Below are 23,465 nucleotides of genomic sequence, written 5' to 3'. Positions count from 1 at the left end.
ATGACCCAAAGCCAGCACATCATGATCGTCGACGATGAAGCCCCCGCCCGGGAGATGGTCGGCGATTATCTCAAGATGCACGGCTTCGCCGTGACGCTGTGCGACGGCGGCAAGTCGCTTCGCGCAGCGATCCAGGGCCGCATGCCCGACCTCGTCGTGCTCGACCTCAACATGCCCGAGGAAGACGGCCTCTCGATCATCCGCGACCTCAAGAGCCGCATCAACGTGCCCGTCATCATGCTGACGGCAACCGCGAGCCCGATCGATCGCGTGGTGGGGCTGGAGCTTGGCGCCGACGATTACGTGGCAAAGCCCTGCGAGCTGCGCGAGCTGATGGCGCGCATCCGCTCGGTGCTGCGCAGGAGCGTGCCCGCCAGGGCCGCGGCGCCCGAAGCTGCAGCCGCAAAGTCGGACAAGGAGCAGCTGGTGCGCTTCGGCACCAAATGGCTCGACCTCGAAGCCCAGGCCTTGCGCGACGACGAGGGCAACGAGCATCCGCTGACCGCGTCCGAGTTCGGGCTCCTGAAGGTGTTCGCGGCCAATCCGAAGCGCGTGCTGTCGCGCGAGCGGCTGCTCGAACTCGCCAATGCGCGCGACGCCGAAGCCTTCGACCGCGCGGTGGATCTCCGCATCATGCGCATCCGCCGCAAGATCGAGCCGGATCCCGCCAAGCCCGCCGTGATCCGCACCATCCGCGGCGGCGGCTATCTGTTCTCGCCCGCTGGCGAGAAGGCTTAAAGGCGGGCGGCAATTACAGCTGTCATCCCGGGGCGCGCACAGCGCGAGCTATGATGCGGAATTGCGCATCTGAGGATCCATAACCACAGAGTGTGGTGATGACGCCGAGCTGGTAGCTCCGAGTCTTCGTCAAACTGCTCCCTGGGATTATGGGTCCCGGGCTCGCTTCGCGCCCGGGACGACAGGAGAGTGCCTGGCGCGACCGAACGCCCAACCCAAAAATTCGTTCCCGGCGGTTCAGAGCGCCGCCAAGCCCCCACTCCCGTATTTTCCGCACATTGAAATTCCACGCTTTTTTACCCCGATTGTTTCGTCGCGCCCCTTCCGACGAAACAATTTGGCGGCGCACGAAACCATTTTCCGCTTTTCGTGCAGACGTCCCGAAACGTTGGCTCATTAACACTTTGATCCAAGGAAACGCCGCTCGGTTGCGGCGCTACGGGGAGCCAAGTCAATGCGGAACGTCATCGCCATCAACGCCCAGGCCAGCCAGAGCATCATCGCCGCTCAGGCGACTTCGGACGATATGCTTCTCGAGAGCATTGCCGACGGCAACCGGACGTCGATGCATATCCTTTATTGCCGCCACAATGTGCGGGTGTACCGCTTCATCCTGCGCATCGTGCGCGACGCCACCGCGGCCGAAGACCTCGTCAGCCAGGTGTTCCTGGACGTGTGGCGGACCGCAGGACAGTTCCAGGGCCGCTCGCAGGTTTCGACATGGCTGCTGTCGATCGCCCGCTTCAAGGCGCTGACCGCGATGCGCCAGCGCCGCTTCGAGGACATCGACCAGGAGGACGTGCGCCAGATTCCCGACGGTTCCGATACGCCGGAGACGTCGCTCGACCGCAGCGACACCAGCGCCATCCTGCGCGCCTGCGTGCAGAAGCTGTCGCCCGCGCATCGTGAGATCATCACCCTCGTCTACTACCACGAGAAGTCGGTGGAGGAGGTCGGCCAGATCATCGGCATCCCGCAGAGCACGGTGAAGACGCGGATGTTCTACGCCCGCAAGCAGCTGGCCGAATTGCTTAAAGGAGCCGGCGTCGAGCGCTTCGCCGCCTAAGGTCAATGAATTCAGAGGGATAGGGCCGCCGATCTGGCCCCTCCCCGGACACGGAAGTGTTACCGCCGACGAAACAATTGAAACAAAGCACAACATCAGGCGGAAAAACTTCCCTCCTATAAATCTCACATACGGTTTCGTTAAACCTCCCAAGACCTCCAGCGACCCGGACGATGCCCCCGTCCGGGTCGTTTTGTATTTGGGGGCCCGAGGTGGCCGCCGCAGGCTCCCGCCTCTCCCGCTTGCGGGAGAGGCCGACGCGTAGCGGCGGGTGAGGGTTCTCTCCTCTGGGGGAGTATCCCGTTGTGGAAGCACCCTCTCCCCAACCCTCCCCCGCAGGCGGGGGAGGGAGCGCACCGTCTCCGTGACCCGAGCGCCGCCCCCGTCACGAAGGCGTGACGCCGCGTAACGACATCCCACCTGCCTCCGAACCACCCTCGTGACCTCCATCACGAGTGCGCCATGCTCGAACTTCTCTTCGCCGTCCTCGCCGGCATCCTCACCATCGCCGCGCCCTGCACGCTGCCGATGTTGCCGATCCTGCTCGGCGCCTCGATCGGGCGCGCGGGACATTTGCGGCCGGCGATGATCGCGCTCGGCTTTGTGCTGTCCTTCTCCGCGACCGCGCTGCTGCTGGGCGCGATCACGCGGCTGTTCGATTTCGATCCGAATGTGCTGCGCGAGGCCGCGTCGATCCTGCTGCTCGGCTTCGGCCTGTTGATGCTGTGGCCGGCGCCGTTCGAATGGCTGTCGAGCCGGCTCAACGGCTGGCTCGATCTGGGCAATTCCAGCGCCACCCAGCGCGAGGGCGCGCTCGGCGGCCTCATTCTCGGCACCACGCTCGGGCTGGTCTGGACGCCCTGCGCCGGGCCCGTGCTCGGCTCGATCCTGACCCTGGTTGCGACATCGACGAATGCCGTCTGGGCCGGCACGCTGCTGATTGCCTACGCCATCGGTGCGGCGATCCCGATGCTGGCGATCGCCTATGGCGGACAGGCCGCGACCACGCGGGTGCGCAGCCTCGCGCGGATATCGCCGCGGCTTCAGCAGGGCTTTGGCGTCGTCGTGATCGGCTTCGCGGTCGCCGCCTATTTCCAATACGACACGCTGATCGTGGCGTGGCTCACCGGCTTCTATCCCACCGGCCAGATCGGCCTGTGATCATCCCTCATCATCACCGGAGGACGCTTCCATGACTTTCAAATTGCTCGCCGTCTCGGCCGCCCTGATCGGCATCACCGTCACCGGCGCGGTCATCCCCGGCATCTGCGAGGAGGCCGCGCGCGCCACGCCCGTCGTCACCGCGGCCGCAAGCCAGCAGACCGCGCCCGATTTCACCGGCATCAACAACTGGTTCAACTCGAAGCCGCTGAGCCTGGCAGACCTCCGGGGCAAGGTCGTGCTGGTCGACTTCTGGACCTATGGCTGCGTCAACTGCGTCAACACGCTGCCGCACGTCACCGATCTCTACGCCAAATACAAGGACAAGGGCCTCGTCGTGGTCGGCGTCCACACGCCGGAATTTCCGTTCGAGCGCTCGGCCTCCAACGTCCAGGCCGCGCTGAAGCGCCACGGCATCACCTATCCGGTGGCGCAGGATAACGATTCGAAGACCTGGAATGCCTACCGCAACCAGTATTGGCCGGCCCAATACATCATCGACCAGAATGGCAAGATCGTATTTCAGCACGCGGGCGAAGGCCGCTACGACGAGATCGACCGCACCGTGGCGCGGCTACTGAATGCGAACAGCTGATGTCATACAGGTTAGACAAAGAGTCCTATAGGATAAGAGCCCGGCATGGGTCATCATGCATAGGCCGGGCGCGATAGTATAGCTGAGCAGCGAGATCGGCGCCCCCGCAGCCCACAACTTGTCGCGTTGTGACGGGAGCGCCGATGCTATCGAACCTTGATCCCATCGTACTCGCACGAGCGCAATTTGCCTTCACGATGTCGTTCCACATCGTGTTTCCTGCGTTCTCGATCGGGCTTGCAAGTTATCTTGCGGTGCTGGAAGCCCTCTGGCTGTGGACCGGCCGCGAGGTATTCCTCAACCTGTTCCACTATTGGCTGAAGATCTTCGCGATCGCGTTCGGCATGGGCGTGGTGTCGGGCATCGTGATGTCCTACCAGTTCGGAACCAACTGGTCGGTGTTCGCCGACAAGACCGGACCGGTCATCGGTCCGTTAATGGCCTACGAGGTGCTGACCGCGTTCTTCCTCGAGGCGGGCTTCCTCGGCGTCATGCTGTTCGGTCTCGAACGCGTCGGCCCGCGGCTGCACTTCGTCGCGACGCTGATGGTCGCGATCGGCACGCTGATCTCGGCGTTCTGGATCCTCTCCGCCAATTCGTGGATGCAGACCCCGGCCGGCTACGCAATCAATCCCGACGGCCAGTTCGTGGTCGCCGACTGGTTCAAGGTGATCTTCAATCCGTCCTTCCCATACCGCCTCGTGCATATGGTGCTCGCCGCCTACCTGACGACGTCGCTCGTGGTCGGCGCGGTCGGCGCATATCACCTGCTGCGCGACCCGCATCTTGCCGGCCCGCGGGTGATGTTCTCGATGGCGATGTGGATGGCGGCCCTGATCGCGCCGATCCAGATCCTGGCCGGCGACCAGCACGGCCTCAACACGCTGGAGCATCAGCCGGCCAAGGTGATGGCGATGGAAGGGCATTACCAGAGCCACAAGGACGGTGCGCCGCTGATTCTGTTCGGCCTGCCCAATCAGGAGGCCGGCCGGGTCGACTACGCGATCGAGATCCCGAAGCTGTCTTCGCTCATTCTCAAGCATTCCCTCGATGCGCCGCTGGCGGGACTTGATACCGTACCGCGCGAAAACTGGCCGCCGGTAGCTATCACGTTCTGGTCGTTCCGCATCATGGTCGCGCTCGGCTTCCTGATCTTCGCGCTCGGGCTGTTCAGCCTGTGGACACGCTGGCGCGGCACCTTGTTCGACTCCCGGCCGCTGCACATCTTCGCGCTGACGATGGGGCCCGCGGGTTTCATCGCGGTGCTCGCGGGCTGGATCACCACAGAGACCGGCCGGCAGCCTTTCACGGTCTACGGCCTGTTGCGAACCGCGGACGCCGTCTCGCCACTGGCCGCGCCCGCGGTCGGCTCGTCACTGCTGGCCTTCGTCGTCGTCTATTTCATCGTGTTCGCGGCGGGCGCCATCTACATCCTGCGCCTGATGGCGGCCTCGCCCCATCACGGCGAGGAAGGGCCGCGCGGCGACATGCCGGCGCGCGCCGCCGGCATCACACCGGCCTCGGGCGTTGCGGGACAGGGGGCGCTGTCATGATTGCCGCCGTCGACCTTGCCACTGTCTGGGCCTTCATCATCGCCTTCGCGGTATTCGTCTATGTCGTGATGGACGGCTTCGATCTCGGTCTCGGCATGCTGTTTCCCTTGTTTCCCGCCAAGGCCGACCGCGACGTCATGATGAACAGCGTGGCACCCGTCTGGGATGGCAACGAGACCTGGCTGGTGCTGGGCGGTGGCGGCCTGATGGCCGCCTTTCCGCTCGCCTATGCGGTGCTGATGCCGGCGCTCTACACACCCATGATCGCCATGCTGATCGGACTGGTCTTCCGCGGTGTCGCGTTCGAGTTCCGCTGGCGCACCACCGCCGCTCGAAACCGATGGGACATCGCCTTTGCCGGAGGATCGTTGCTGGCGACGCTGGCACAGGGCGTCGCCCTTGGCGCCATCCTGCAAGGCGTGCATGTCGAGGGCCGGCATTATGCCGGCGGCTGGTGGGACTGGCTGACGCCGTTCAGCCTGCTGACGGGTGTTGCCCTGGTGATTGGCTATTCCCTGCTTGGCGCCACCTGGCTCATACTGAAGACCGAGGGCGCGCTGCGCGAGAAGGCCTACCGGCTGAGCTGGGTTCTGCTGTTCGCGATGCTTGCGGCGATCGCACTGGTCAGCATCGCCACGCCGTTTCTCAGCATTCAATACGCGCAGCGTTGGTTCGCCTGGCCGAACGTCGCCCTGGCCGCACCGGTGCCGATCGCGGTCGCCGCCGTCACCGTACTTCTGATTCGCAGCCTCGGGCAAAAGCAGGACTCCCGGCCGTTCTTTCTCGCGCTGGCATTGTTCGCGCTGTCCTATGCCGGGCTGGGTATCAGCATGTATCCCTTCATCGTGCCGCAGAGCATCACGATCTGGCAGGCGGCTGCGCCGCAGAACAGCCAGATCTTCATGCTCGTCGGCGTGGCCGGACTGGTGCCTCTCATTCTTGGCTACACCGGCTGGGCCTATTGGGTCTTCCGCGGCAAGGTCCGGGCCGGAAGCGGTTATCACTGATGCCGCACAAAGCAGAAGCAAGGCCGCTGGGGCGACGGCTGATATGGTTCGCCGTTCTCTGGCTCGGCGGCGTGGGCGCAGTCACCGTGATTTCATTCGGTCTCAGACTGTGGCTTGCACCGAAATGATCGGGCCGGCCGCCACCCTGAGCGGAACCTCGTACGCCGCTGCTCAACGCCGACAGCTGATGCTGGATGAAGCGGGCCTTGATGCTGCTTGACTCCACGGACCCGTCCGTGGAGTTTCGCGCTGACGCAATCAGCCGCCCGCAATGGACGACACAATCACCACCACCGACATTCGCCTTCGTGAAGGCGCCTCGATCGCGCAGCGGCTGGTGATGGCCGGCTTCTCCGCTGCCGTCGCGCTCTGCTTCACGCCGGGCCTGTTCACGCATGATACGACGGAGGTGATCATCTCTGTCGTGGCGCTCGTCCTCGGTGCCGTGTTCGTCGTCGGCATCATGATGGCGCCGGCGGTGGTGTGGATCATCACGCCGGACGAAATCCTGATTGGTCAGCAGCGCCCGTTCGGAAAACTCCACACCAGGGTCGTCGCGAAGGACGACATCGCGGGATTACAGGTTCCCGGCAGCAAGCGGGCGAAGGCGCGGTTCCAGCTGGCCTTCACGCTGGCCTCGGGCGAACGGCTGACGTCGCCGCCGATCTCCGACGTCACGCATGTTCATGACACCGTGGCCCGGATCGCCGCCCAGTTCGACGTTCCCGACGTCGAGGCCCCGATCAATCCGCTCGATGCCAGCAATGCCGAGATGCGTCTCGGCGAGCCGCTGGAGCCGTTCCCCGCCAGGGACATCCGGATCGTCGCGATGATCGCCGTGGCGTTGTGCGCGGTTCCTTATGCCTACAAGCTCTGGCGTGGCCTGCCGCCCGGCCCGGTCGATATCATGCTGCTGCCGATCGGCGCGATCGCCGCGTTCGCCGTCTACCGATACGCCAACCTCGTGACCGGCGCGTTCTGGATCATCCGGCAGGCCGACATTCGCGTCGAACGCCTGTGGGGCGACGGCAGCCTGCGCGCCGATCATATCGCAGGACCCGACGTGAAGACGATCAACGTCGAGCGCCGCGGCCGATCCGAGGACGAGCACTGCATCGTCGTGATCCGGCTGCACTCGGGGCGACGATTTCGCAGCCCGCGCATCGGCTCACGGCTGGAGGCGCGGGCGGTGGGGACGGAGATCGTGCGGCGGCTGGGGATTGGGGCGGAGAGCAACAAGATTTAGCTGGCATCGCGTGCCAATTGGCGCAGTTCGATTTCACCGCGCGTTCGGTCTGAGCCTTTCCCGCTTGCGGAAGAGGTCGGCGCGCAGCGCCGGGTGAGGGTTCTATCCGCTTGGGGTGCCCCGTTGCGGAGACACCCTCTCCCCAGCCCTCCCCCGCAGGCGGGGGAGGGAGCACACCGCCCTCGTGGCGACGAATACTGCTTTTCGCGCCATCCCCTGTTTGTGGCATTCTCCGATACCGTCAAAAAACCAAAGCATTCTCGTGACATATCAGGACGGCGCGCCATCAACTTGCCATGAACATGCCCCTCAGGTTTGATGGTTCCGAATGATTTGCGCCGTGGCAGTGGGGAGAGCTTTGAAATGACGGATTTTCGTCGCCTGACCGGGATTTTCATGGCTGCGGTGGGGCTTATCCTGTCCGCCCCGCAGGCCTTCGCCCAGCAGCCCGACCGCGGCGATGAGCCGGGCCTGGTCGCCGACGACGCCTACCAGCTCGACCCGGAATGGCAGAAGCAGGTCGTCTATTTCCGCACCACCGAAGCGCCGGGCACAATCATCGTTTCAACCGCCGAGCGGCATCTCTATCTGGTGCAGCCGGGCGGGCGCGCGATCCGCTACGGCATCGGCGTCGGCCGCGACGGCTTCCAGTGGCAGGGGCTGGTGACCATCACCAATAAGAAGGAATGGCCGGACTGGACGCCTCCGCCGGAGATGATCCAGCGCCAGCCCTATCTGCCGCGCTTCATGGCCGGCGGCCCCGGCAACCCGCTCGGCGCCCGCGCGATGTATCTCGGCACCACCGTCTATCGCATCCACGGCACCAACCGCCCCGACACGATCGGCACCAAGGTGTCCTCGGGTTGCTTCCGCCTCGTCAACAACGACGTCGCCGATCTCTACAACCGCGTCCCTGTCGGCACCAAGGTGGTGATCCGGCAGAAGCCCGAACTCTGAGGCTTTGATCCGGGCATGGTCCTCCGGAGCATGCTCGTCGCCTCTCCTTCCTAATTCCTTTTCCCGATTATTCGAGAGATCAAAAATGATGCGCACTTTTCGTGGCGGCCTGCTGATCGGGCTCGCGGTCGCCGTGCTGGTCGCCGTTGTGGCCATCATCTACGAATTCTACGACACCCGCACGCTGAAGCGCACCGTGCGCCGCGGCGAGGTGCTGTGCGGCGTCAACAAGGGCCTGCCGGGCTTCTCCTACTCCGAGGACAACAAGACCTGGACCGGCTTCGACGTCGATTTCTGCCGCGCGGTGGCCTCGGCGATCTTCGACGACCCCGGCAAGGCGAAGTTCATCCCGCTCGATGCCGGGGAACGCTTCAAGGAATTGCAGAGCCGCAAGGTGGACATCCTCTCGCGCAACTCGACCTGGAGCATGGCGCGCGAGCTCGATTACGACCTCTATTTCCCCGCCGTCGCCTATTACGACGGCGCCGGCTTCATGCTGCCGCGTTCGCGCAACAAGGAGACGTCGCTGGACCTCGATGGCAGCAAGGTCTGCGTCCAGGCCGGCACCACGACCGCGCTCAACGTCGCCGATTACTTCCGTGCCAACAACATGAAGTATGAGGAGATGAAGTTCGACAAGCTCGACGATGTCGTGAAGGCTTACGACACCGGCAAGTGCGACACGCTCTCCGCCGACGTCTCCCAGCTCTACGCGCTGCGGATCAACCTGGCGAAGCCCGGCGACAACATGATCCTGCCGGACATGATCTCCAAGGAGCCGCTCGCCCCCGTGGTGCGCCAGCGCGACGACGACTGGATGATGATCGTGAAGTGGACGCTCTATGCGATGATCAACGCCGAGGAGCTCGGCGTCACCTCGGAGAACATCGACGAGGCGCTGAAGTCGAAGAAGCCGGAAGTGATGCGGCTGGTCGGCACCGAAGGCAATTACGGCGAGCAGCTCGGCCTCACCAAGGATTGGGCCGTCCGCATCATCCGCCACGTCGGCAATTACGGCGAGATGTACGAGCGCAACATCGGCGAGAAGTCGAAGCTGAAGATCCCGCGCGGCATGAACCAGCTGTGGAACGCGGGCGGCGTGCAGTATGCACCGCCGATGAGGTAAGGGCGGTCTATCGGCCGTCATTGCGAGCGCAGCGAAGCAATCCAGAATCCCTCCGCGGTGACAGACTGGATTGCTTCGTCGCAAGAGCTCCTCGCAATGACGAGGTTGATACAGAGTCGCGCCACACTCTCCGTCGTCATGCCCGGGCTTGTCCCGGGCATCCACGTTTTGGAGGCACGCTACGAACGTGGATGGCCGGGACAAGCCCGGCCATGACGGCTCGTGCCAGCACCGTAGCCCGCATGAGCGAAGCGATATGCGGGGCCGGCCGCGCGACATTCCCGGATGTCGCTTCGCTCATCCGGGCTACAAGCCCTACCCGATGGCCAGCCTCAATATCCCCGCGCCCGCGCCAGCTGTTCGGTGTGGTAATTGGCGTCGCCGAACAGCTCCTCGCACACCCTTGCGCGCTTCATGAAGAAGCCGATGTCGAACTGATCGGTCATGCCCATGCCGCCGTGCATCTGCACGCCCTCCTGCACCGCGCGCGTGGCGGTGGTGCCGGCGCGGGCCTTTGCCACCGCGACGGCTGACGTTGCCTTGGCAACATCGGCGTCCAGCGCCTGCAGCGCCTTCATGGTGGCGGCGCGAGTGATCTCGATATCGACATAGAGCTCGGCGGCGCGGTGCTGCAGCGCCTGGAATTCGCCGATCAGCTTGCCGAACTGCTTCCTGCTCTTGAGATACTCGACGGTGCGATTGAAGACTTCCTCGCTCAAGCCCACCATTTCGGCGGCGACCGCGCCGCGGCCGATATCGAGCACGCCGTCGAGCAGGGCGGCGCCCTGATCGACCTCGCCGAGCACATGGTCGGCATTGACCTCGACATTGGTGAGTTCGAGCCGCGCCGCATTGTGCGAATCGACCATGATGGTGCGTTCGATCGCGACGCCCTTGGCCTTGGGACTGACGAGGAACAGCGTCAAGCCGTCGCGCTCACCGGCGGCGCCAGCGGTGCGCGCGGCGACGATGAGGAGATCGGCGACATGACCGTCCAGCACGAGCGCTTTGGCGCCCGAGAGCTTGAAGCCGTTGCCGGCGCGCACGGCCTGCAAATTGATCTGAAGCGGACGGTGCTTTGCAGCTTCGTCGATCGCCAGCGTCGCGAGCAGCGAGCCATTCGAAATCTTCGGCAGATATTCCGACTTCTGCGCGGCATTGCCGCCGCGGCTCAGCGCCGAGGCCGCGACCACGGAGGTGGCGAGGAACGGCGACGGCATCAGGGTGCGGCCGATCTCCTCCATCAGGACACCGGCCTCGACATAGCCGAGCCCGCTGCCGCCGAATTCTTCCGGCACCAGCAGGCCGGCAAAACCCATCTCGGCGAAGGAATGCCAGAGCTCCCTGGAGAAGCCGGTCGGGTCCTTGTCATCGCGCAGCGATCGCAGATGCGAGACCGGTGCCTTGTCGCTGATCAGCCCGCGCGCGGAATCGCGGAGCATCGATTGTTCTTCGGTGAGGACGAGGGCCATGTGCGTGTTTCCGATTCGAAATCTGTTGGTCTTCGTCATTCCGGGATGCGCCGCCGTAAGGCGCAGGCCCGGAATCCATTTCACCGCAGAGAATGCCGTCTGATGGATTCCGGACTCGCGCTTTGCGCGCCCCGGAATGACGTCGTGAGTGTGTGTGTCTTAAGCCCCCGGCAGATCGAGTATCCGCTTGGCGACGATGCCGAGCATCACCTCGCTCGTGCCGCCCTCGATCGAGTTGGCCTTGGTGCGCAGCCATGCGCGCGGGCGGGCGCCCTGCCTGGAGCGCTCGCTCTCCCATTCCAGCGCATCGATGCCGCCGGCCGCCATCAGGATCTCATAGCGGCGCTTGTTGAGCTCGGTGCCGTAATATTTCATCGCCGACGAGAACGCCGGATGGGCCTGTCCCGCCTTGGCGAGATCGACCGCGCGCTCGGCGCAGGCCGCAAGCGCGGCTTCATCGACGTCGAACGTCGCGATCTCTGCACGCAACATCGAATCGTCCAGCTTGCCTTGCGCATCGGTGCCGACGGAATCCGCCGCGATCTGGCCGAGCGGCCGGCCGACGCCGCGCTCGCCCATCCCCGAGATCATCGCGCGTTCGTGCTGCAGCAGATATTTCGCGACGTCCCAGCCGCGATTGACGGTGCCGACCACATGCGATTTCGGCACGCGGACGCCGTCGAAGAAGGTCTCGCAGAACGGCGAATAGCCGGAGATCAGAAGGATCGGCTTGGTCGTCACGCCCTTCGAGGTCATGTCGAACAGGATGAAGCTGATGCCGTCGTGCTTCTTGGCCGCGGGATCGGTGCGGACGAGGCAGAAGATCCAGTCGGCATAGTTGGCGTAGGAGGTCCAGATCTTCGAGCCCGTGATGACGAAATCGTCGCCGTCGCTCTCGGCACGGGTCTGCAGCGAAGCAAGGTCGGAGCCGGCGTTCGGCTCGGAATAGCCCTGGCACCAGCGGATCTCGCCCGCTGCGATCTTCGGGAGGTGCTCCTTCTTCTGCGCGTCGTTGCCGTATTTGAGCAGCGCCGGTCCGAGCATCCAGATGCCGAAGCTCGACAGCGGCGGGCGGGCGCCGATCTTGCCCATCTCGGCGCGCAGCACCTTGTGCTCGGCGGCGCTGAGGCCGCCGCCGCCATATTCCCTGGGCCAATCAGGCACGGTCCAGCCCTTGTCGCGCATGCGCTCGAACCAGACGCGCTGCGGCTCGGACGAGAATTTGGCGTTGCGGCCGCCCCAGAACACGTCCGCGTCCGAGGTTGCGGGCTTGCGCATCTCCGGCGGGCAATTGGCTTCCAGCCAGGCGCGCGTCTCGGCGCGGAATTTTTCGAGCTCGGCGGATTCGGTGTCGCTCATGGTCGCGTTTCCATCAATCAAAATCGACTTGTTGGGCACGACTCTGGGCCAAGCCCTCGTGGAATTCAACCACTTCCGCGAGCCCACATTCGGCTATAGTCGCCTCCAACAGAGTGCTTGAAAACATGGAGGAAACGACCATGCGCCTGAAACTTCTTTCGCCTGGCGAAATGAACGAGAGCCAGCGGCAGACCTATGACGAGTCGATCGCCGGCAAGCGCGGCAAGCCGCCGGCGCCGATGATGGCCTGGCTCAACAGCCCGGACATGGCCCGGCACGCCACGCGGCTCGGCGAGGTGCTGCGCTACGACACGATGTTTCCCGCAAAACTTTCGGAGATCGCGATCCTGGTCACGGCGCGGCACTGGACCGCGCATTACGAATGGTACGCGCATAAGCGCCTCGCGCTCGCCGGCGGCATGAAGCCTGAGATCATCGACGCCATCCGCGACCGCCGCACGCCCGCGTTCGACGATCCCAAGGGCCAGATGATCTACGATCTGGCGAAGTCGCTGCACGAGGGCCACGGCGTCGAGAAGGGTCTCTATAATGAGGCGGTGAAGCTGCTCGGCGAGCGCGGCGTGGTCGAGGTGATCGGCCTGTGCGGTTATTACACGATGGTGTCGATGACGCTGAACACGTTCGAGTTCGAGCTGCCGGAGGGCGAGGTGCCGGAGCTGACATAGCTTCCGATCCCGGGATGCAATTGCGCAACCGGAAACGCTGGGTTTCGGGACCGACCGTAGCACCGCGCCGGTGCTCGCCCTATGTGCATGCTTTCAACGGAGCAATCCCATGTCGCAAAGCCCAGCCGTCGATGCCGGCACCAGGATCGGCCACGTTCACCTCAAGGTCGCCGATCTCGATCGCGCGCTCGGCTTCTATTGCGGCGTGCTCGGCTTCGAGCTGATGCAGCGCATGGGCTCCGGCGCGGCCTTCATCTCGGCCGGCGGCTATCATCACCACATCGGGCTCAACACCTGGGAGAGCAAGGGCGGCTCGCCGCCGCCGCCGGGCACGACGGGGCTCTATCACACCGCGATCCTCTATCCGACGCGCGCAGCTCTTGCCGATGCGCTGCACCGCGTGCTCGCGGCCGGCATTGCGCTGGACGGCGCCAGCGATCACGGCGTCAGCGAGGCGCTGTATTTGCGTGATCCCGACCAGAACGGCGTCGAGCTGTATCGCGACAGGCCGAAGGAGCAATGGCCGCTCGGGCCGGACGGCAAGCTTTCGATGTTCACCAAGCGGCTGGACGTGGAGGCGTTGTTGCGAGAGCGGGAGGCATGATGCCGTAGTCCGTAGGGTGGGCAAAGCGTAGCGTGCCCACCGATTCTCTCATCGCGCGTCGAGAGGAAGATGGTGGGCACGGCGCTTCGCGCCTTTACCCACCCTTGTATTAGCGCATCGGTATAGGATTGGCCCCGTTCCGTGAGGAATGGCCCAGCCCGGGTGGCCACCCTGGCTGGGCCGCCGATCGATCGGATCGATGCCCACCGAAGCCTTGAGGGCTGCGTTTCGTAGCAAGATCGCGGTCGGCACTTCATCGGGACCCGCATGGTTGAACGAACTTCAGGTTCGCATAACAAGGGAGGGTCGAGGAAGATGGCCAAGCGTAACACGATCTGTGCCGGGATCGATACCGGCAAACGCAAGCTCGACGTGGCGATCGATGGCAACTCTGAGCAGTTGCGGGTCGACAACACGGCAAGAGGTCACCAGGCGCTGGTGGAGTGGTTGAAGTGCCGCAAGGTAAAGAGGGTCGGGATCGAGGCAAGTGGAGGCTACGAGCAGGCGGTCGTTGCGGAGCTGCGGCGCAAGCGTTTCGTCGTCGTGCTGTTTCAGCCGAAGCAGGTCCGCGCCTATGCCACGTTCCGTCTGCTGCTGGCTAAGAACGACAGGATCGACGCGGCGCTGATCGCGACGTGCACTGCCGCGGTCAAGACGATCCATCCTGCACCGGATCCGCGGTTGCAGCCCTTTGCCGAGCATCTGACCATGATCGATCAGATCACGGAAGACATCGCAAGGCTGAAGAACCGGCTCGAGAGTTGCCGCGACAAGCGGATTCAAGGGGTTTGGAAGGCGCAGATCGCGCTGTTGGCAAAGTCCAAACGAGCCGAGTTCAAGGCGCTGCTGGCGGCGATCCGCAAGCATCCTGATCTCGCCGCACGGCTCGATCTGATCTACAGCGTCGCCGGCTGCGGTCTGCCGACCGCGGCTGCCGTCCTGATCAGGATGCCCGAGATCGGCAACATCACACGCGAACGGGCCTCAGCTCTCAGTGGACTGGCGCCTTACGACGACGATAGCGGCGAACGATCCGGTGCCCGTCACATCAAAGGTGGCCGTGAGCGGCTGCGTTGGGCGCTCTACAACGCGGCTCTTCCGGCATCCTCCCGATGGAACCCGCAGATGAAGGCTCTCTATACAAGGCTGATCGCCGCCGGAAAATCTCATAAATGCGCGCTGGTCGCTTGCGCCAGAAAGTTGCTCGTCACGATCAACGCCGTGGTCGCCCGCGGAACTCCGTGGATCGCCGAAGCGCCTCAAACTGCCAAGCTGCCCGCCACCTGATCGCGTTTCTTTGTTCGATCAGGCGGCCGTTTCTTCGTCCCGACCTTCCGCCTGGACGACGCCGTGCGCCGCGGCCGTCAAGGTTGGCCGTCGCGAACGCCCCGCGTCAAACTCGCTGCCGCCAGGCCACACCTTGACGGCTGCAAGCCCGGCGTCATGCTTGCGGAAAATCGGGAGAACCTTAATGGTTGCTACGAGAGCTTCGCTTTTGACACGCCGCGCACCATGATCAGCGCAGCTGCCACCACCTCCAGCGCGATGCAGAGATAGAACGGCAGCGCGTAACCGCCGGACCAGTCGCGCAAGGCCCCGACGACACCCGGGCCGAACGCATAGGTCACCTGGTTGATCGCGGTGTTGAGGCTGATCAGCACGCCGAACGACGCCGAATCGAACTCCCGCTGCACGATCAGCGAAGGCAACGTGATGAGGTTGCCGACCGAGAAGCCGAACAATGCGCAGGCTGCGATCAGCACATAGTCGTTATGAAGGTTGATGACGACCAGAAGCGCCACCGCCTGGCTGAGGAACGACAGCGCGGAGGCCAGGCGCTGGTTGAGGCGGTCGATCACCAATGAGAATAGCACGCGGCCGACCACGGCCATCGCAGTCAGCACCGCGACGGCGACCGCGGCGCGCTCGCGGCCGATCACGGGATCGAGGAACGAGATCAGGTGGACGATGAAGCCGACCTGCGCGAACAGCACCAGCGCGAACGCAATCGTCACCGTGAGGAAGCCGACGTCGCGCAGCGCCCATGCGCGGATCTGCGTCGATGATTGCGGCTTCGCCTTCGCCGACGCGTGCCGGCCGCGGAGATCGGGCGGCCGGCCGACGACGAGAAGGATCACCGGCAGCAGCAACACCAGCATGGCGCCGGCGGCGGCATACATCGCGCCGGCAAAGCCGATATGGCCGATCAGGGTCACCAGCAGCGGCACGCCGACGATGCCGCCGAAACTGGCGCCGTTCAACGCGAGGCTGATCGCCATGCCGCGCTTGTGGTCGAACCACAGGCTGATCGTGTTGGTGATCATGGCGAGACTGGTGCCGGCCCAGCCGAAGGCGAGCACGGCGTCGGCGAGATAAAGCTGCCAGGGCTCGCGCACCGCGCCGATGGCAACGCTGGCTGCCGCCATCGCCAGCGTGCCGGCAACCAGGCAGAGGCGCGGGCCGTATCTCCTCACGGCCTCGCCGACGAAGACGACGAGCAGCGCGCCGAACAGATAGAAGAACGTGGTGCCTGACGAGATCAGCGTGGTCGGCCAGCCCCGCGCGCGCTGCAACTCGGCGACATAGACGCTCTGGCCGTAGAAGCCGAGCCCCCAGCCGAAGGTCGCGAGCAGGAAGCAGACCGCGACGATGCGCCAGCCTTCGTAGCGGAGGGAGGATTCGTCGAGCGCTGGGGTCTGAGGATTATCGAGCATGCCGCTTACTCCGTCATGCCCTGGCCTGCCCCGGGCATCCACGTTCCTTCTTCGACGTCCTGAGACGTGGATGGCCGGGACAAGCCCGGCCATGACGCAGCATCTATTATCTTCCCTCAGAAAATCACTTCGACCGCGACCGAAGTGTCAACGTTGCTGACAGCCTGCTGCCAGTCAAATCGCGTCCGGGAACTCGCCCATCGCCGCCTCCAGCCGTGCCTTGCGGCGGCGGGCCCAGGAGACCAGCGAGAGCACGACGAGGCCGAGAATCACCGGCGGGAACACCACCAGGTTCACCGCCGACCAGCCGTAATTGGCGAGCAATTGCCCGGAGGAGAACGAGCCGATCGCCATCATGCCGAACACCAGGAAATCGTTGAAGGCCTGCACCTTGTTGCGCTCCTGCGAGCGGTGCGTCTCCAGCACCAGCGCGGAGGCGCCGATGAAGGAGAAATTCCAGCCGACGCCGAGCACGATCAGCGTGGCCCAGAAATGCATCGCGGTGAGACCCGAGAGGCCGATGCCGGCGGCGCCGGCCTCCAGCAGCAGGCCGGCGGCGACGACCTTCTGCGCGCCGAAGCGGGAGATCAGCGTGCCGGTGAAGAAGCTCGGCCCGTACATCGCGACGATGTGCCATTGAATGCCGAAATTGGAATCGGAGACGGACAGGCCGCACATCTTCATGGCGAGCGGTGCCGAAGTCATCACCAGATTCATCATGGGATAGGAGATGATGCCGCACAGCGCCGCGGCCATGAAGCGCGGCTGCGTCACGATCGTGAGCAGCGGCCGGCCGCCATGCAGATCGGCCGGCGCGGGCTTGGGCATGTCGACGCCGGCGACGATCCCCATCGCGATCAGTGCAACGGCGGCCTGGACCAGAAAGCTGAAGGCGAACAAATAGGGCTGCCAGACATCCATGGTCCATTGCACGAGCTGCGGACCGAGCACGCCGGCGAACACCCCGCCCGCCATCACCCAGGACACCGCCTTGGGCCGGCAGGCCGCGCTGGCGCCGTCGGCGGCGGCGAAGCGGTAGGACTGCGCCACGGAGCCGTAGAGGCCGCCGAGGAAGGTCGCGATGCAGAACAGCGCGAACGAGCCGTGCAGGATCGCGAACGAGCCGAGCAGGCCGGTGAGCGTGCCGAGGCCGGTGCCGATGACGAAGGCCGCGCGGCGTCCGAAGCGGCGCGAAATCGCGCCGGTCGGCAGCGTGCCGGCCGCGAGTCCGACCACATACATCGAGATCGGCACGGTCGCGAACGACATGTCGGGCGCGAGCGTGGCTCCGACGATGGCGCCGGTGGCGAAGATCACGGCCGAGTTGGCACCGGTCAGCGCCTGGGCTGCGGCCAGGCGCACCACATTGGCGCGCACGCGGGCGTCGTCGGCGATCTCATGGGCAGAAGTCACGTCAAGCATCGGCATTTCCGCCCCGAGGGGACTATCAAGGAGCTCAAGGGCTTTGTTGATTCCCGGCACTATGGAGGGACGCGCGTGGCCGGGCAACCGGCGCAAACGGGCGCAGGCCATGCCTCTGACGCAATCGGTGCGATGATAGCGGGCCGCGCTCTTGACGGCTTGCGCTCGATCAAATCCTATCCGCCGCCATTTTTCGGAGTTTCGTTCATGACCGTCGACGCCAGGCCCACGCTCAGCGCTCCCGACGACGATCCCTTTCTGTGGCTGGAGGAGATCGAGGGCACGCAGGCGCTCGATTTCGTCGCGCGGCAGAATCAGCTGACGCTCACGGCGTTCGGCGGCAAGGCCTTCGAGCACGACCGCGACATTCTCGCTTCGATCTACGATCGCTCCGACAACATTCCCTATGTCAGCCGGCGCGGCACCGACCTGCACAATCTCTGGAAGGACGCCACCAACCCGCGCGGCCTGTGGCGGCGGACCACGCTGACCGAGTTTCGCAAGGCTGCTCCCGCGTGGGAGACCATGCTGGATATCGACGAGCTCGCAGCGCGCGAAGGCGAGGATTGGCTGCTGAGCGGGATCGCCACGATTCCGGGAAGCCCGCGCGCCATCTTGAGCCTGTCGCGCGGCGGCAGCGACGCCGTGACGTTGCGGGAATTCGACCTCGTTACGAAGAGCTTCGTGGCGGACGGCCTTACGCTGCCGGAAGCCAAGGGCGGCGCGGACTGGCTCGATGCCGATACGCTGCTGCTGTCGAGCGCCCATGGCGAGGGCATGGTCACGAGCTCCGGCTATGCACGGACAGTTCGGCTGTGGCGGCGTGGCCAGCTGGTCGATCAGGCTGAGGTGATCATCGAGACCACCGCCGATCACATGATGATCTATGGCAGCGCCGACGACACCGGACCTGAGCCGCGGGCCTGGATCGTCGAGCAGATCGACTTCTTCAATCACGCGGTCTGGCTGCGCGATGCGGTCGGTCACATGACGAAACTCGATCTGCCGACCGGGATCTGGCTGCAGGCCCATGGCGACTGGTTCGCGATGAAGCTCCGCAAGGACTGGGCCGTGCAGGGGCGGACCTACGCCACCGACACCGTGCTCGGCATCTCGCTGTCGGCGTTCCTCAACGGCAGCCGCGATTTTTCGGTGCTGTTCGAGCCGTCGCCGCGGCGCGCCTTGCAAGGCCTGTTCTGGGCGGCGGGCAAGCTCGTGCTGTCGATCCTCGACGAGCTGCGCCCGCGCTTCGAGATCTGCACGCCATCCGCGACCGGCTGGAGCCGCTCGACGCTTCCCGGCCTGCCTGAGATCGGCGTCGTCGACGTCTGGCCGCTGGATCGTCATCCATCCGAGAGCAACGGCGATCTGCTCGCCAATGTGCAGGATCCGCTGACCCCTCCGTCGCTGCTGTTGATCGAACGCGGCGTCGCAAGCCCGGTCGTGCTGAAGCAGGCGCCGAAGATTTTCACCGCCGACGGGCTCGTGGTGACGCAGCACGAAGCGATCTCTGTTGACGGCGAGCGCATTCCCTATGTCCAGACCGGCCCGCGAGGCGAGACGGGCGATGCGCCGGTCTATATGAGCGCCTATGGCGGCTTCGGACATTCGGTGAAGCCGTACTACAATTCCTCGCTCGGCAAGCTGTGGCTGGAGCGCGGCGGCACCATTGTGCAGGCCAATTTGCGCGGCGGCGGCGAGTTTGGCACGCGCTGGCACGATGCTGGCCGGCTCGCCGGCAAGAAACTCTCGCATGACGATTTCGCTGCCGTCGCCGCCGATCTCGTCCGGCGCGGCGTGACGAACCCAAGACGGATCGCGGCACAGGGCGGATCGAACGGCGGCATCCTCATCACCAACATGCTGGTGCGCTATCCCGAGCGCTTCGGCGCGCTGTTCTGCACCATTCCGCTGATCGACATGCGCCGCTACACGAAGCTGCTCGCGGGCGCGAGCTGGATCGCGGAATATGGCGATCCCGACAAGGCGGAAGATTGGGAGTGGCTGAAGACCTACTCGGCCTATCACAACGTAAGGGCTGGCCAATCCTATCCGCCGATCCTGATCGCCACCACGCGGCGTGACGACCGCGTGCATCCCGGCCACGCCCGCAAGATGGCGGCGAAGCTGCAGGCCATGGGCTACGAGGCCTGGTTCTACGAGCCGGAAGCCGGCGGCCACGGCTACGGCAAGGACAACAGGGAGCGCGCCGGCTTCGAGGTGCTCGGCTATCGGTTCTTGAAGGAGAAGATCGGGTGGCGGGATGGCGAGACGTGATTGAGTCTTGATTTGCTGAGCACGAGCCCAACAGGCGGTGCACCTCGCCCGCTTGCGGGAGAGGTCGGCGCGCCCGGGCGATGCGAAGCATCGTCCCGCGCGCCGGGTGAGGGTTCTCTCCTCTGGGGGATTGTCCCGTTGCGGAGACACCCTCTCCCCAGCCCTCCCCCCGCAAGCGGGGGAGGGAGCGCACCTGCCGCGTAGCTATCGCGCAAACACCAACGTCAGATTGTTCGCGGGCATGTCGATGGAATCGACGAGGCGAAGATCCGCGGCCTTCGCGAGCATCTCGACATCGCCGATGTCGCGCACGCCCCAATCGGGATTGCCTTCACGCAACGAGGTGTCGAACACCGCATTGCTGAGCGCGGTGTGCTTGCCGTCACGCTTGAACGGGCCGTAGAGGAACAGCTTGCCGTCGGGTCGCAGGTAGCGGCCGGCGCCAGCGAACAGACCCTCGGCCACCGCCCAGGGCGCGATGTGGATGACATTGGCGCAGAACACGGCCGCAAGGCTCGCCGGCGCCTGCCCGCTTTTCATCTCCTGACACCAGCCGGGATCGGTGAGATCGATCCGCAGCGGGCTGCGGATGTTTGGCAGGCCTGCATAGACGCGCCAGGCTTCGATGCTCTTGAGGTGGCGCTGGTTGAGGTCGCTGGGCCACCAGATCAGGCCGGGCGTATGGCGAGCGAAATGGACCACGTGCTGGCCTGTTCCACTGCCGAGTTCGACCACGTCGCCGGTCATCCCGGCGAGGTGCTTTTCCAGCGCCGTCCATAGCGGCTCGTGATTGCGATGAAATGCCGGAGCATCGAGCCGCCCGTCCGGCTCGACCCGTCCGCCGTCCCTGCCAAATTCGACGACATATTCTGTCAAGTGAGTCCCCAATGAATGCGAAACACAAAAGCCGGCCAGAAGGGCCAAACGCCCCTGGAATAATTTGCTAATACCGCCCCGTTAGATGAACGAACTTTATCTCGCCGGTTGCAATGCGGAGGATATTAACTCCATTTTGCCGCAAGCATAGTCTTGATTGTCAGGCGATGCCCTTTGTGCTTTGGAACGCTTATATTTCCGCAAACGAGATCATCGACATAACGCTTGGGACGATGCCTTGACCGCCTTTCCTTGCAAGCTTGCCGTCCTGGTGGCGCTGGTCCTCTCCGCCGGAGCGGCTGTGGCTCCGGCGCGGGCACAATCCGCTGTCGCCGACGGCCAGAAGCTCGCTTTCGATCGCGGCAAGGGCAATTGCCTGACCTGCCATGTCATCAAGGGCGGCGACCTGCCGGGAACGATCGGGCCGGAACTGAGGGACCTCAAGACCAAATACCCCGATCGCAGCGAACTCACCGCGATCATCTTCGACGAGACCAAGCGCAACCCGCAGACCATGATGCCGCCGTTCGGCCGGAACCGGATTTTGACCGAACAGGAGATCAGCGCGATCGTCGATTTCCTGCAAACCCTATAACGGCCGGCTGCCCAGGAGATTTGAGATGACCACGACCAGCGGCCCGCTTGCGACAAGGCGCCTGATCCTTCAGGGCGCGGCCTCCGTCGCCCTGCTCGGCCTTGGCAATCTGCCATTCGCGCCCGCGCGTGCCGCGGCCAATGACAAATATCCGGAAGAGGCCTTCAAGCAGAAGAACGAGGCCGACGCGATCAAGGCGCTCTATGGCAGGAACGCCGAGCCCTCCGACAAGGTCAAGCTGGATGCGCCCGAGATCGCCGAGAATGGCGGCGTGGTCCCGGTGTCGGTGACGACGACTCTCGACAAGGTGAGCTCGATCTCGTTCTTCGTGACCGAGAACCCGTTCGCGCTTGCCGCATCCTACAAGATCGCAGAGGGCACCATTCCGGGCGTCGCCAACCGGCTGAAAATGGCCAAGACCACCAAACTGGTCGCCATCGTCGAGGCTGACGGCAAGCTCTACAGCGCGACCAAGGAAGTGAAGGTCACCGTCGGCGGCTGCGGCGGCTAGGAGGATCGGTCCGATGGCATCAAGCATTCGCGTGCGCGCAACATCCAATGGCGACATCACCGAGGTGCAGGCGCTGATCCAGCACCCCATGGATACCGGCCTGGTCAAAGATCCCAAGGGTGAGGTGATCCCGGCACACTACATCCAGCAGCTGACATTCGAATGTAACGGCAAGGACGTCTTCGTCGCCGATTGGGGTACCGCGGTCTCCAAGGACCCCTACGTCAAGTTCAGCTTCAAGGGGGCGAAGAAGGGCGACGAGCTCAAGATCTCCTGGACCGACAACAAGGGTGCGTCGGATACGACCACCGCGAAGATCGCGTGATGAAGACCCGATCCGCCCTGCTGCTTGGCTCGCTCGGCGCCGCTCTCGCAGCGTTCGCCCTCACCTCGCCGCGCGTCGTCGCGGCGGACAAGGTCGATCCCGTTGCCGACGCCAAGGCGTTCCAAAGCTTCTTCTTCCAGAAATTTCCTGACGTGAAGCACGAGGACTTCGTCAACGGTCCCTATTCCATGAATGCGGACATGAAGCGGCAATGGCAGGAGAAGGAAGAATTCCCGCCTTACGAATTCGCGCTCGACGCCGGCAAGGAGATGTTCGCGACCCCGTTCAAGAACGGCAAGACCTATGCCGATTGCTTCCCCAATGGCGGCGTCGGCATCCGCCAGAACTATCCCTATTTCGACGGGAAGGAGGGCAAGGTCGTCACGCTGGAGCTCGCGCTCAACCGCTGCCGCGAGGCCAATGGCGAACAACCCTATTCCTACGTCAAGGACGAGATGGCCTCGCTCACCGCCTACATGGCCTTCACCTCGCGCGGCAAGCCGATGGACATCAGGATTCCCGACGACCCGCGCGCGCTCGCGGCGTTCGAGAACGGCAAGCGCTATTTCTACACGCGGCGCGGCCAGATGAACTTCTCATGCGCGAGCTGCCATGTGCAGAGCCCGGGCGAGCGCATCCGTGCCGAGGTCCTGGCGCCGGCGCTCGGCATTCTCAACGCGATGCCAATCTACCGCTCCGAATGGAGCGGCATGGGCACCATCAGCCGCCGCTTCGTCACCTGCAACAGCCAGACCCGCGCGGTTCCGCTGGAGCCGCAGTCGGACGAATACCGCGACGTCGAATATTTCCTGTCCTACGTCGCCAACGGCCTGCCGATCTCAGGCCCGGGAGCGCGGCCATGAAGCGGTCACTTCCCCTCGCCATGCTGCTGGCCTTGAGCCTCGCGCCAGCGGCGCGCGCGGCAAATGAAGCCGATTACAAGGCGGCCTACGCCACCGCCGAAGCCGCATCGAAGGAGGCTGCCGGCTTGCGCAATCAGTGGACCGTAACCGTCGCGACGCTGGCCGCGGCCAGGAAAGCGGCGGATGGCGGCGATTTCGACCGCGCCACAGCCGCAGCCAGGGAAGCCGAGGCGCTGGCAAAAGCGTCGATCTTCCAGGCGACGACCGAAAAAGAAGCCTGGAAAGCGATGGAAATCCGCTAGACTGGGCCTT

At 64.5% G+C, this 23,465-nt stretch carries 24 protein-coding genes; 19 read left to right on the top strand and 5 right to left on the bottom strand.

The genetic code is table 11. The features are described 5' to 3' along the window. The 10 genes from IVB24_RS04585 to IVB24_RS04540 all read left to right on the top strand — a co-directional run bounded on the left by IVB24_RS04585 (position 1) and on the right by IVB24_RS04540 (position 9,449). Complete coding sequence (locus IVB24_RS04585) at positions 1–738, top strand: response regulator (protein WP_094976305.1); 738 nt, start codon at positions 1–3, stop codon at positions 736–738. 454 nt (positions 739–1,192) lie between these two features. Next, positions 1,193–1,804 carry a sigma-70 family RNA polymerase sigma factor gene (locus IVB24_RS04580; protein ID WP_094892568.1) on the top strand — a complete coding sequence of 204 codons (612 nt, stop codon included), beginning with the start codon at positions 1,193–1,195 and terminating at the stop codon, positions 1,802–1,804. A 462-nt stretch (positions 1,805–2,266) separates the two neighbouring features. Beyond that, positions 2,267–2,965, top strand: coding sequence for a cytochrome c biogenesis CcdA family protein (locus tag IVB24_RS04575; RefSeq protein ID WP_247772182.1), 699 nt, complete (start codon positions 2,267–2,269; stop codon positions 2,963–2,965). Between the two features lie 31 nt (positions 2,966–2,996). Then, entirely contained in the window at positions 2,997–3,560 is a 564-nt protein-coding gene (locus IVB24_RS04570; RefSeq protein WP_247772181.1) for a thioredoxin family protein, read from the top strand. Positions 3,561–3,703: 143 nt separating this feature from the next. Continuing rightward, complete coding sequence (locus IVB24_RS04565; protein ID WP_247772180.1) at positions 3,704–5,113, top strand: cytochrome ubiquinol oxidase subunit I; 1,410 nt, start codon at positions 3,704–3,706, stop codon at positions 5,111–5,113. Further along, positions 5,110–6,120, top strand: a complete 1,011-nt coding sequence (gene cydB, locus IVB24_RS04560; RefSeq protein WP_247772179.1) for a cytochrome d ubiquinol oxidase subunit II — start codon at positions 5,110–5,112, stop codon at positions 6,118–6,120. The genes IVB24_RS04565 and cydB overlap by 4 nt, the downstream gene beginning before the upstream one ends. Beyond that, positions 6,120–6,248 (top strand): DUF2474 domain-containing protein, encoded by a 129-nt coding sequence (locus IVB24_RS04555; RefSeq protein WP_094892577.1) that lies wholly within the window; start codon positions 6,120–6,122, stop codon positions 6,246–6,248. Before cydB ends, IVB24_RS04555 begins: the two co-directional genes overlap by 1 nt. Before the next feature lie 143 nt (positions 6,249–6,391). Next, positions 6,392–7,366: a hypothetical protein gene (locus IVB24_RS04550; RefSeq protein ID WP_140481566.1), complete on the top strand. Its 975-nt coding sequence runs from the start codon at positions 6,392–6,394 to the stop codon at positions 7,364–7,366. 363 nt (positions 7,367–7,729) lie between these two features. Further along, positions 7,730–8,323 (top strand): L,D-transpeptidase, encoded by a 594-nt coding sequence (locus IVB24_RS04545; RefSeq protein ID WP_094976298.1) that lies wholly within the window; start codon positions 7,730–7,732, stop codon positions 8,321–8,323. Between the two features lie 88 nt (positions 8,324–8,411). Further along, positions 8,412–9,449: an amino acid ABC transporter substrate-binding protein gene (locus tag IVB24_RS04540; protein ID WP_247774281.1), complete on the top strand. Its 1,038-nt coding sequence runs from the start codon at positions 8,412–8,414 to the stop codon at positions 9,447–9,449. 332 nt (positions 9,450–9,781) lie between these two features. On the opposite strand, the gene IVB24_RS04535 is transcribed toward IVB24_RS04540, so the two are convergent. Beyond that, entirely contained in the window at positions 9,782–10,921 is a 1,140-nt protein-coding gene (locus IVB24_RS04535) for an acyl-CoA dehydrogenase family protein (protein ID WP_140481569.1), read from the bottom strand. A gap of 159 nt (positions 10,922–11,080) precedes the next feature. Further along, complete coding sequence (locus IVB24_RS04530; protein WP_247772178.1) at positions 11,081–12,280, bottom strand: acyl-CoA dehydrogenase family protein; 1,200 nt, start codon at positions 12,278–12,280, stop codon at positions 11,081–11,083. 140 nt (positions 12,281–12,420) lie between these two features. On the opposite strand from IVB24_RS04530, the gene IVB24_RS04525 reads away from it, so the two are divergent. From IVB24_RS04525 to IVB24_RS04515, 3 genes are all read left to right on the top strand, one after another. Further along, positions 12,421–12,966 (top strand): carboxymuconolactone decarboxylase family protein, encoded by a 546-nt coding sequence (locus IVB24_RS04525; protein ID WP_247772177.1) that lies wholly within the window; start codon positions 12,421–12,423, stop codon positions 12,964–12,966. 109 nt (positions 12,967–13,075) lie between these two features. Continuing rightward, positions 13,076–13,570: a VOC family protein gene (locus IVB24_RS04520; protein ID WP_247772176.1), complete on the top strand. Its 495-nt coding sequence runs from the start codon at positions 13,076–13,078 to the stop codon at positions 13,568–13,570. Between the two features lie 315 nt (positions 13,571–13,885). Next, positions 13,886–14,857 (top strand): IS110 family transposase, encoded by a 972-nt coding sequence (locus tag IVB24_RS04515; protein WP_247768358.1) that lies wholly within the window; start codon positions 13,886–13,888, stop codon positions 14,855–14,857. A gap of 191 nt (positions 14,858–15,048) precedes the next feature. On the opposite strand, the gene IVB24_RS04510 is transcribed toward IVB24_RS04515, so the two are convergent. Further along, positions 15,049–16,284, bottom strand: a complete 1,236-nt coding sequence (locus IVB24_RS04510; protein WP_247772175.1) for an MFS transporter — start codon at positions 16,282–16,284, stop codon at positions 15,049–15,051. Between the two features lie 174 nt (positions 16,285–16,458). Continuing rightward, positions 16,459–17,706: an MFS transporter gene (locus tag IVB24_RS04505; protein WP_247772174.1), complete on the bottom strand. Its 1,248-nt coding sequence runs from the start codon at positions 17,704–17,706 to the stop codon at positions 16,459–16,461. A gap of 207 nt (positions 17,707–17,913) precedes the next feature. Between IVB24_RS04505 and IVB24_RS04500 the strand changes: the two genes are divergently transcribed. Further along, complete coding sequence (locus tag IVB24_RS04500) at positions 17,914–19,983, top strand: prolyl oligopeptidase family serine peptidase (RefSeq protein WP_247772173.1); 2,070 nt, start codon at positions 17,914–17,916, stop codon at positions 19,981–19,983. A gap of 204 nt (positions 19,984–20,187) precedes the next feature. On the opposite strand, the gene IVB24_RS04495 is transcribed toward IVB24_RS04500, so the two are convergent. Next, positions 20,188–20,859: a DUF938 domain-containing protein gene (locus tag IVB24_RS04495; RefSeq protein ID WP_247772172.1), complete on the bottom strand. Its 672-nt coding sequence runs from the start codon at positions 20,857–20,859 to the stop codon at positions 20,188–20,190. A 238-nt stretch (positions 20,860–21,097) separates the two neighbouring features. On the opposite strand from IVB24_RS04495, the gene soxX reads away from it, so the two are divergent. From soxX to IVB24_RS04470, 5 genes are read left to right on the top strand one after another with little or no spacing between them, the layout of a single operon-like run. Then, positions 21,098–21,454 (top strand): sulfur oxidation c-type cytochrome SoxX, encoded by a 357-nt coding sequence (gene soxX, locus IVB24_RS04490; RefSeq protein ID WP_094976290.1) that lies wholly within the window; start codon positions 21,098–21,100, stop codon positions 21,452–21,454. Between the two features lie 25 nt (positions 21,455–21,479). Beyond that, complete coding sequence (soxY, locus tag IVB24_RS04485; protein ID WP_094976289.1) at positions 21,480–21,965, top strand: thiosulfate oxidation carrier protein SoxY; 486 nt, start codon at positions 21,480–21,482, stop codon at positions 21,963–21,965. A 13-nt stretch (positions 21,966–21,978) separates the two neighbouring features. Beyond that, on the top strand, positions 21,979–22,290 hold the full coding sequence (gene soxZ / locus IVB24_RS04480) for a thiosulfate oxidation carrier complex protein SoxZ (protein WP_247772171.1): 312 nt from the start codon (positions 21,979–21,981) through the stop codon (positions 22,288–22,290). Then, positions 22,290–23,153 (top strand): sulfur oxidation c-type cytochrome SoxA, encoded by an 864-nt coding sequence (gene soxA, locus IVB24_RS04475; RefSeq protein ID WP_166476493.1) that lies wholly within the window; start codon positions 22,290–22,292, stop codon positions 23,151–23,153. Before soxZ ends, soxA begins: the two co-directional genes overlap by 1 nt. Then, positions 23,150–23,455: a hypothetical protein gene (locus IVB24_RS04470; protein WP_247772170.1), complete on the top strand. Its 306-nt coding sequence runs from the start codon at positions 23,150–23,152 to the stop codon at positions 23,453–23,455. Before soxA ends, IVB24_RS04470 begins: the two co-directional genes overlap by 4 nt. Positions 23,456–23,465: the final 10 nt, after the last annotated feature.

The sequence above is a fragment of the Bradyrhizobium sp. 192 genome (assembly GCF_023100965.1).
In the GTDB taxonomy this organism is placed as follows: domain Bacteria; phylum Pseudomonadota; class Alphaproteobacteria; order Rhizobiales; family Xanthobacteraceae; genus Bradyrhizobium; species Bradyrhizobium symbiodeficiens.
The sequence above is the reverse complement of the archived record's forward strand: the minus strand, read 5'-3'. Positions and strand labels throughout refer to the sequence as shown.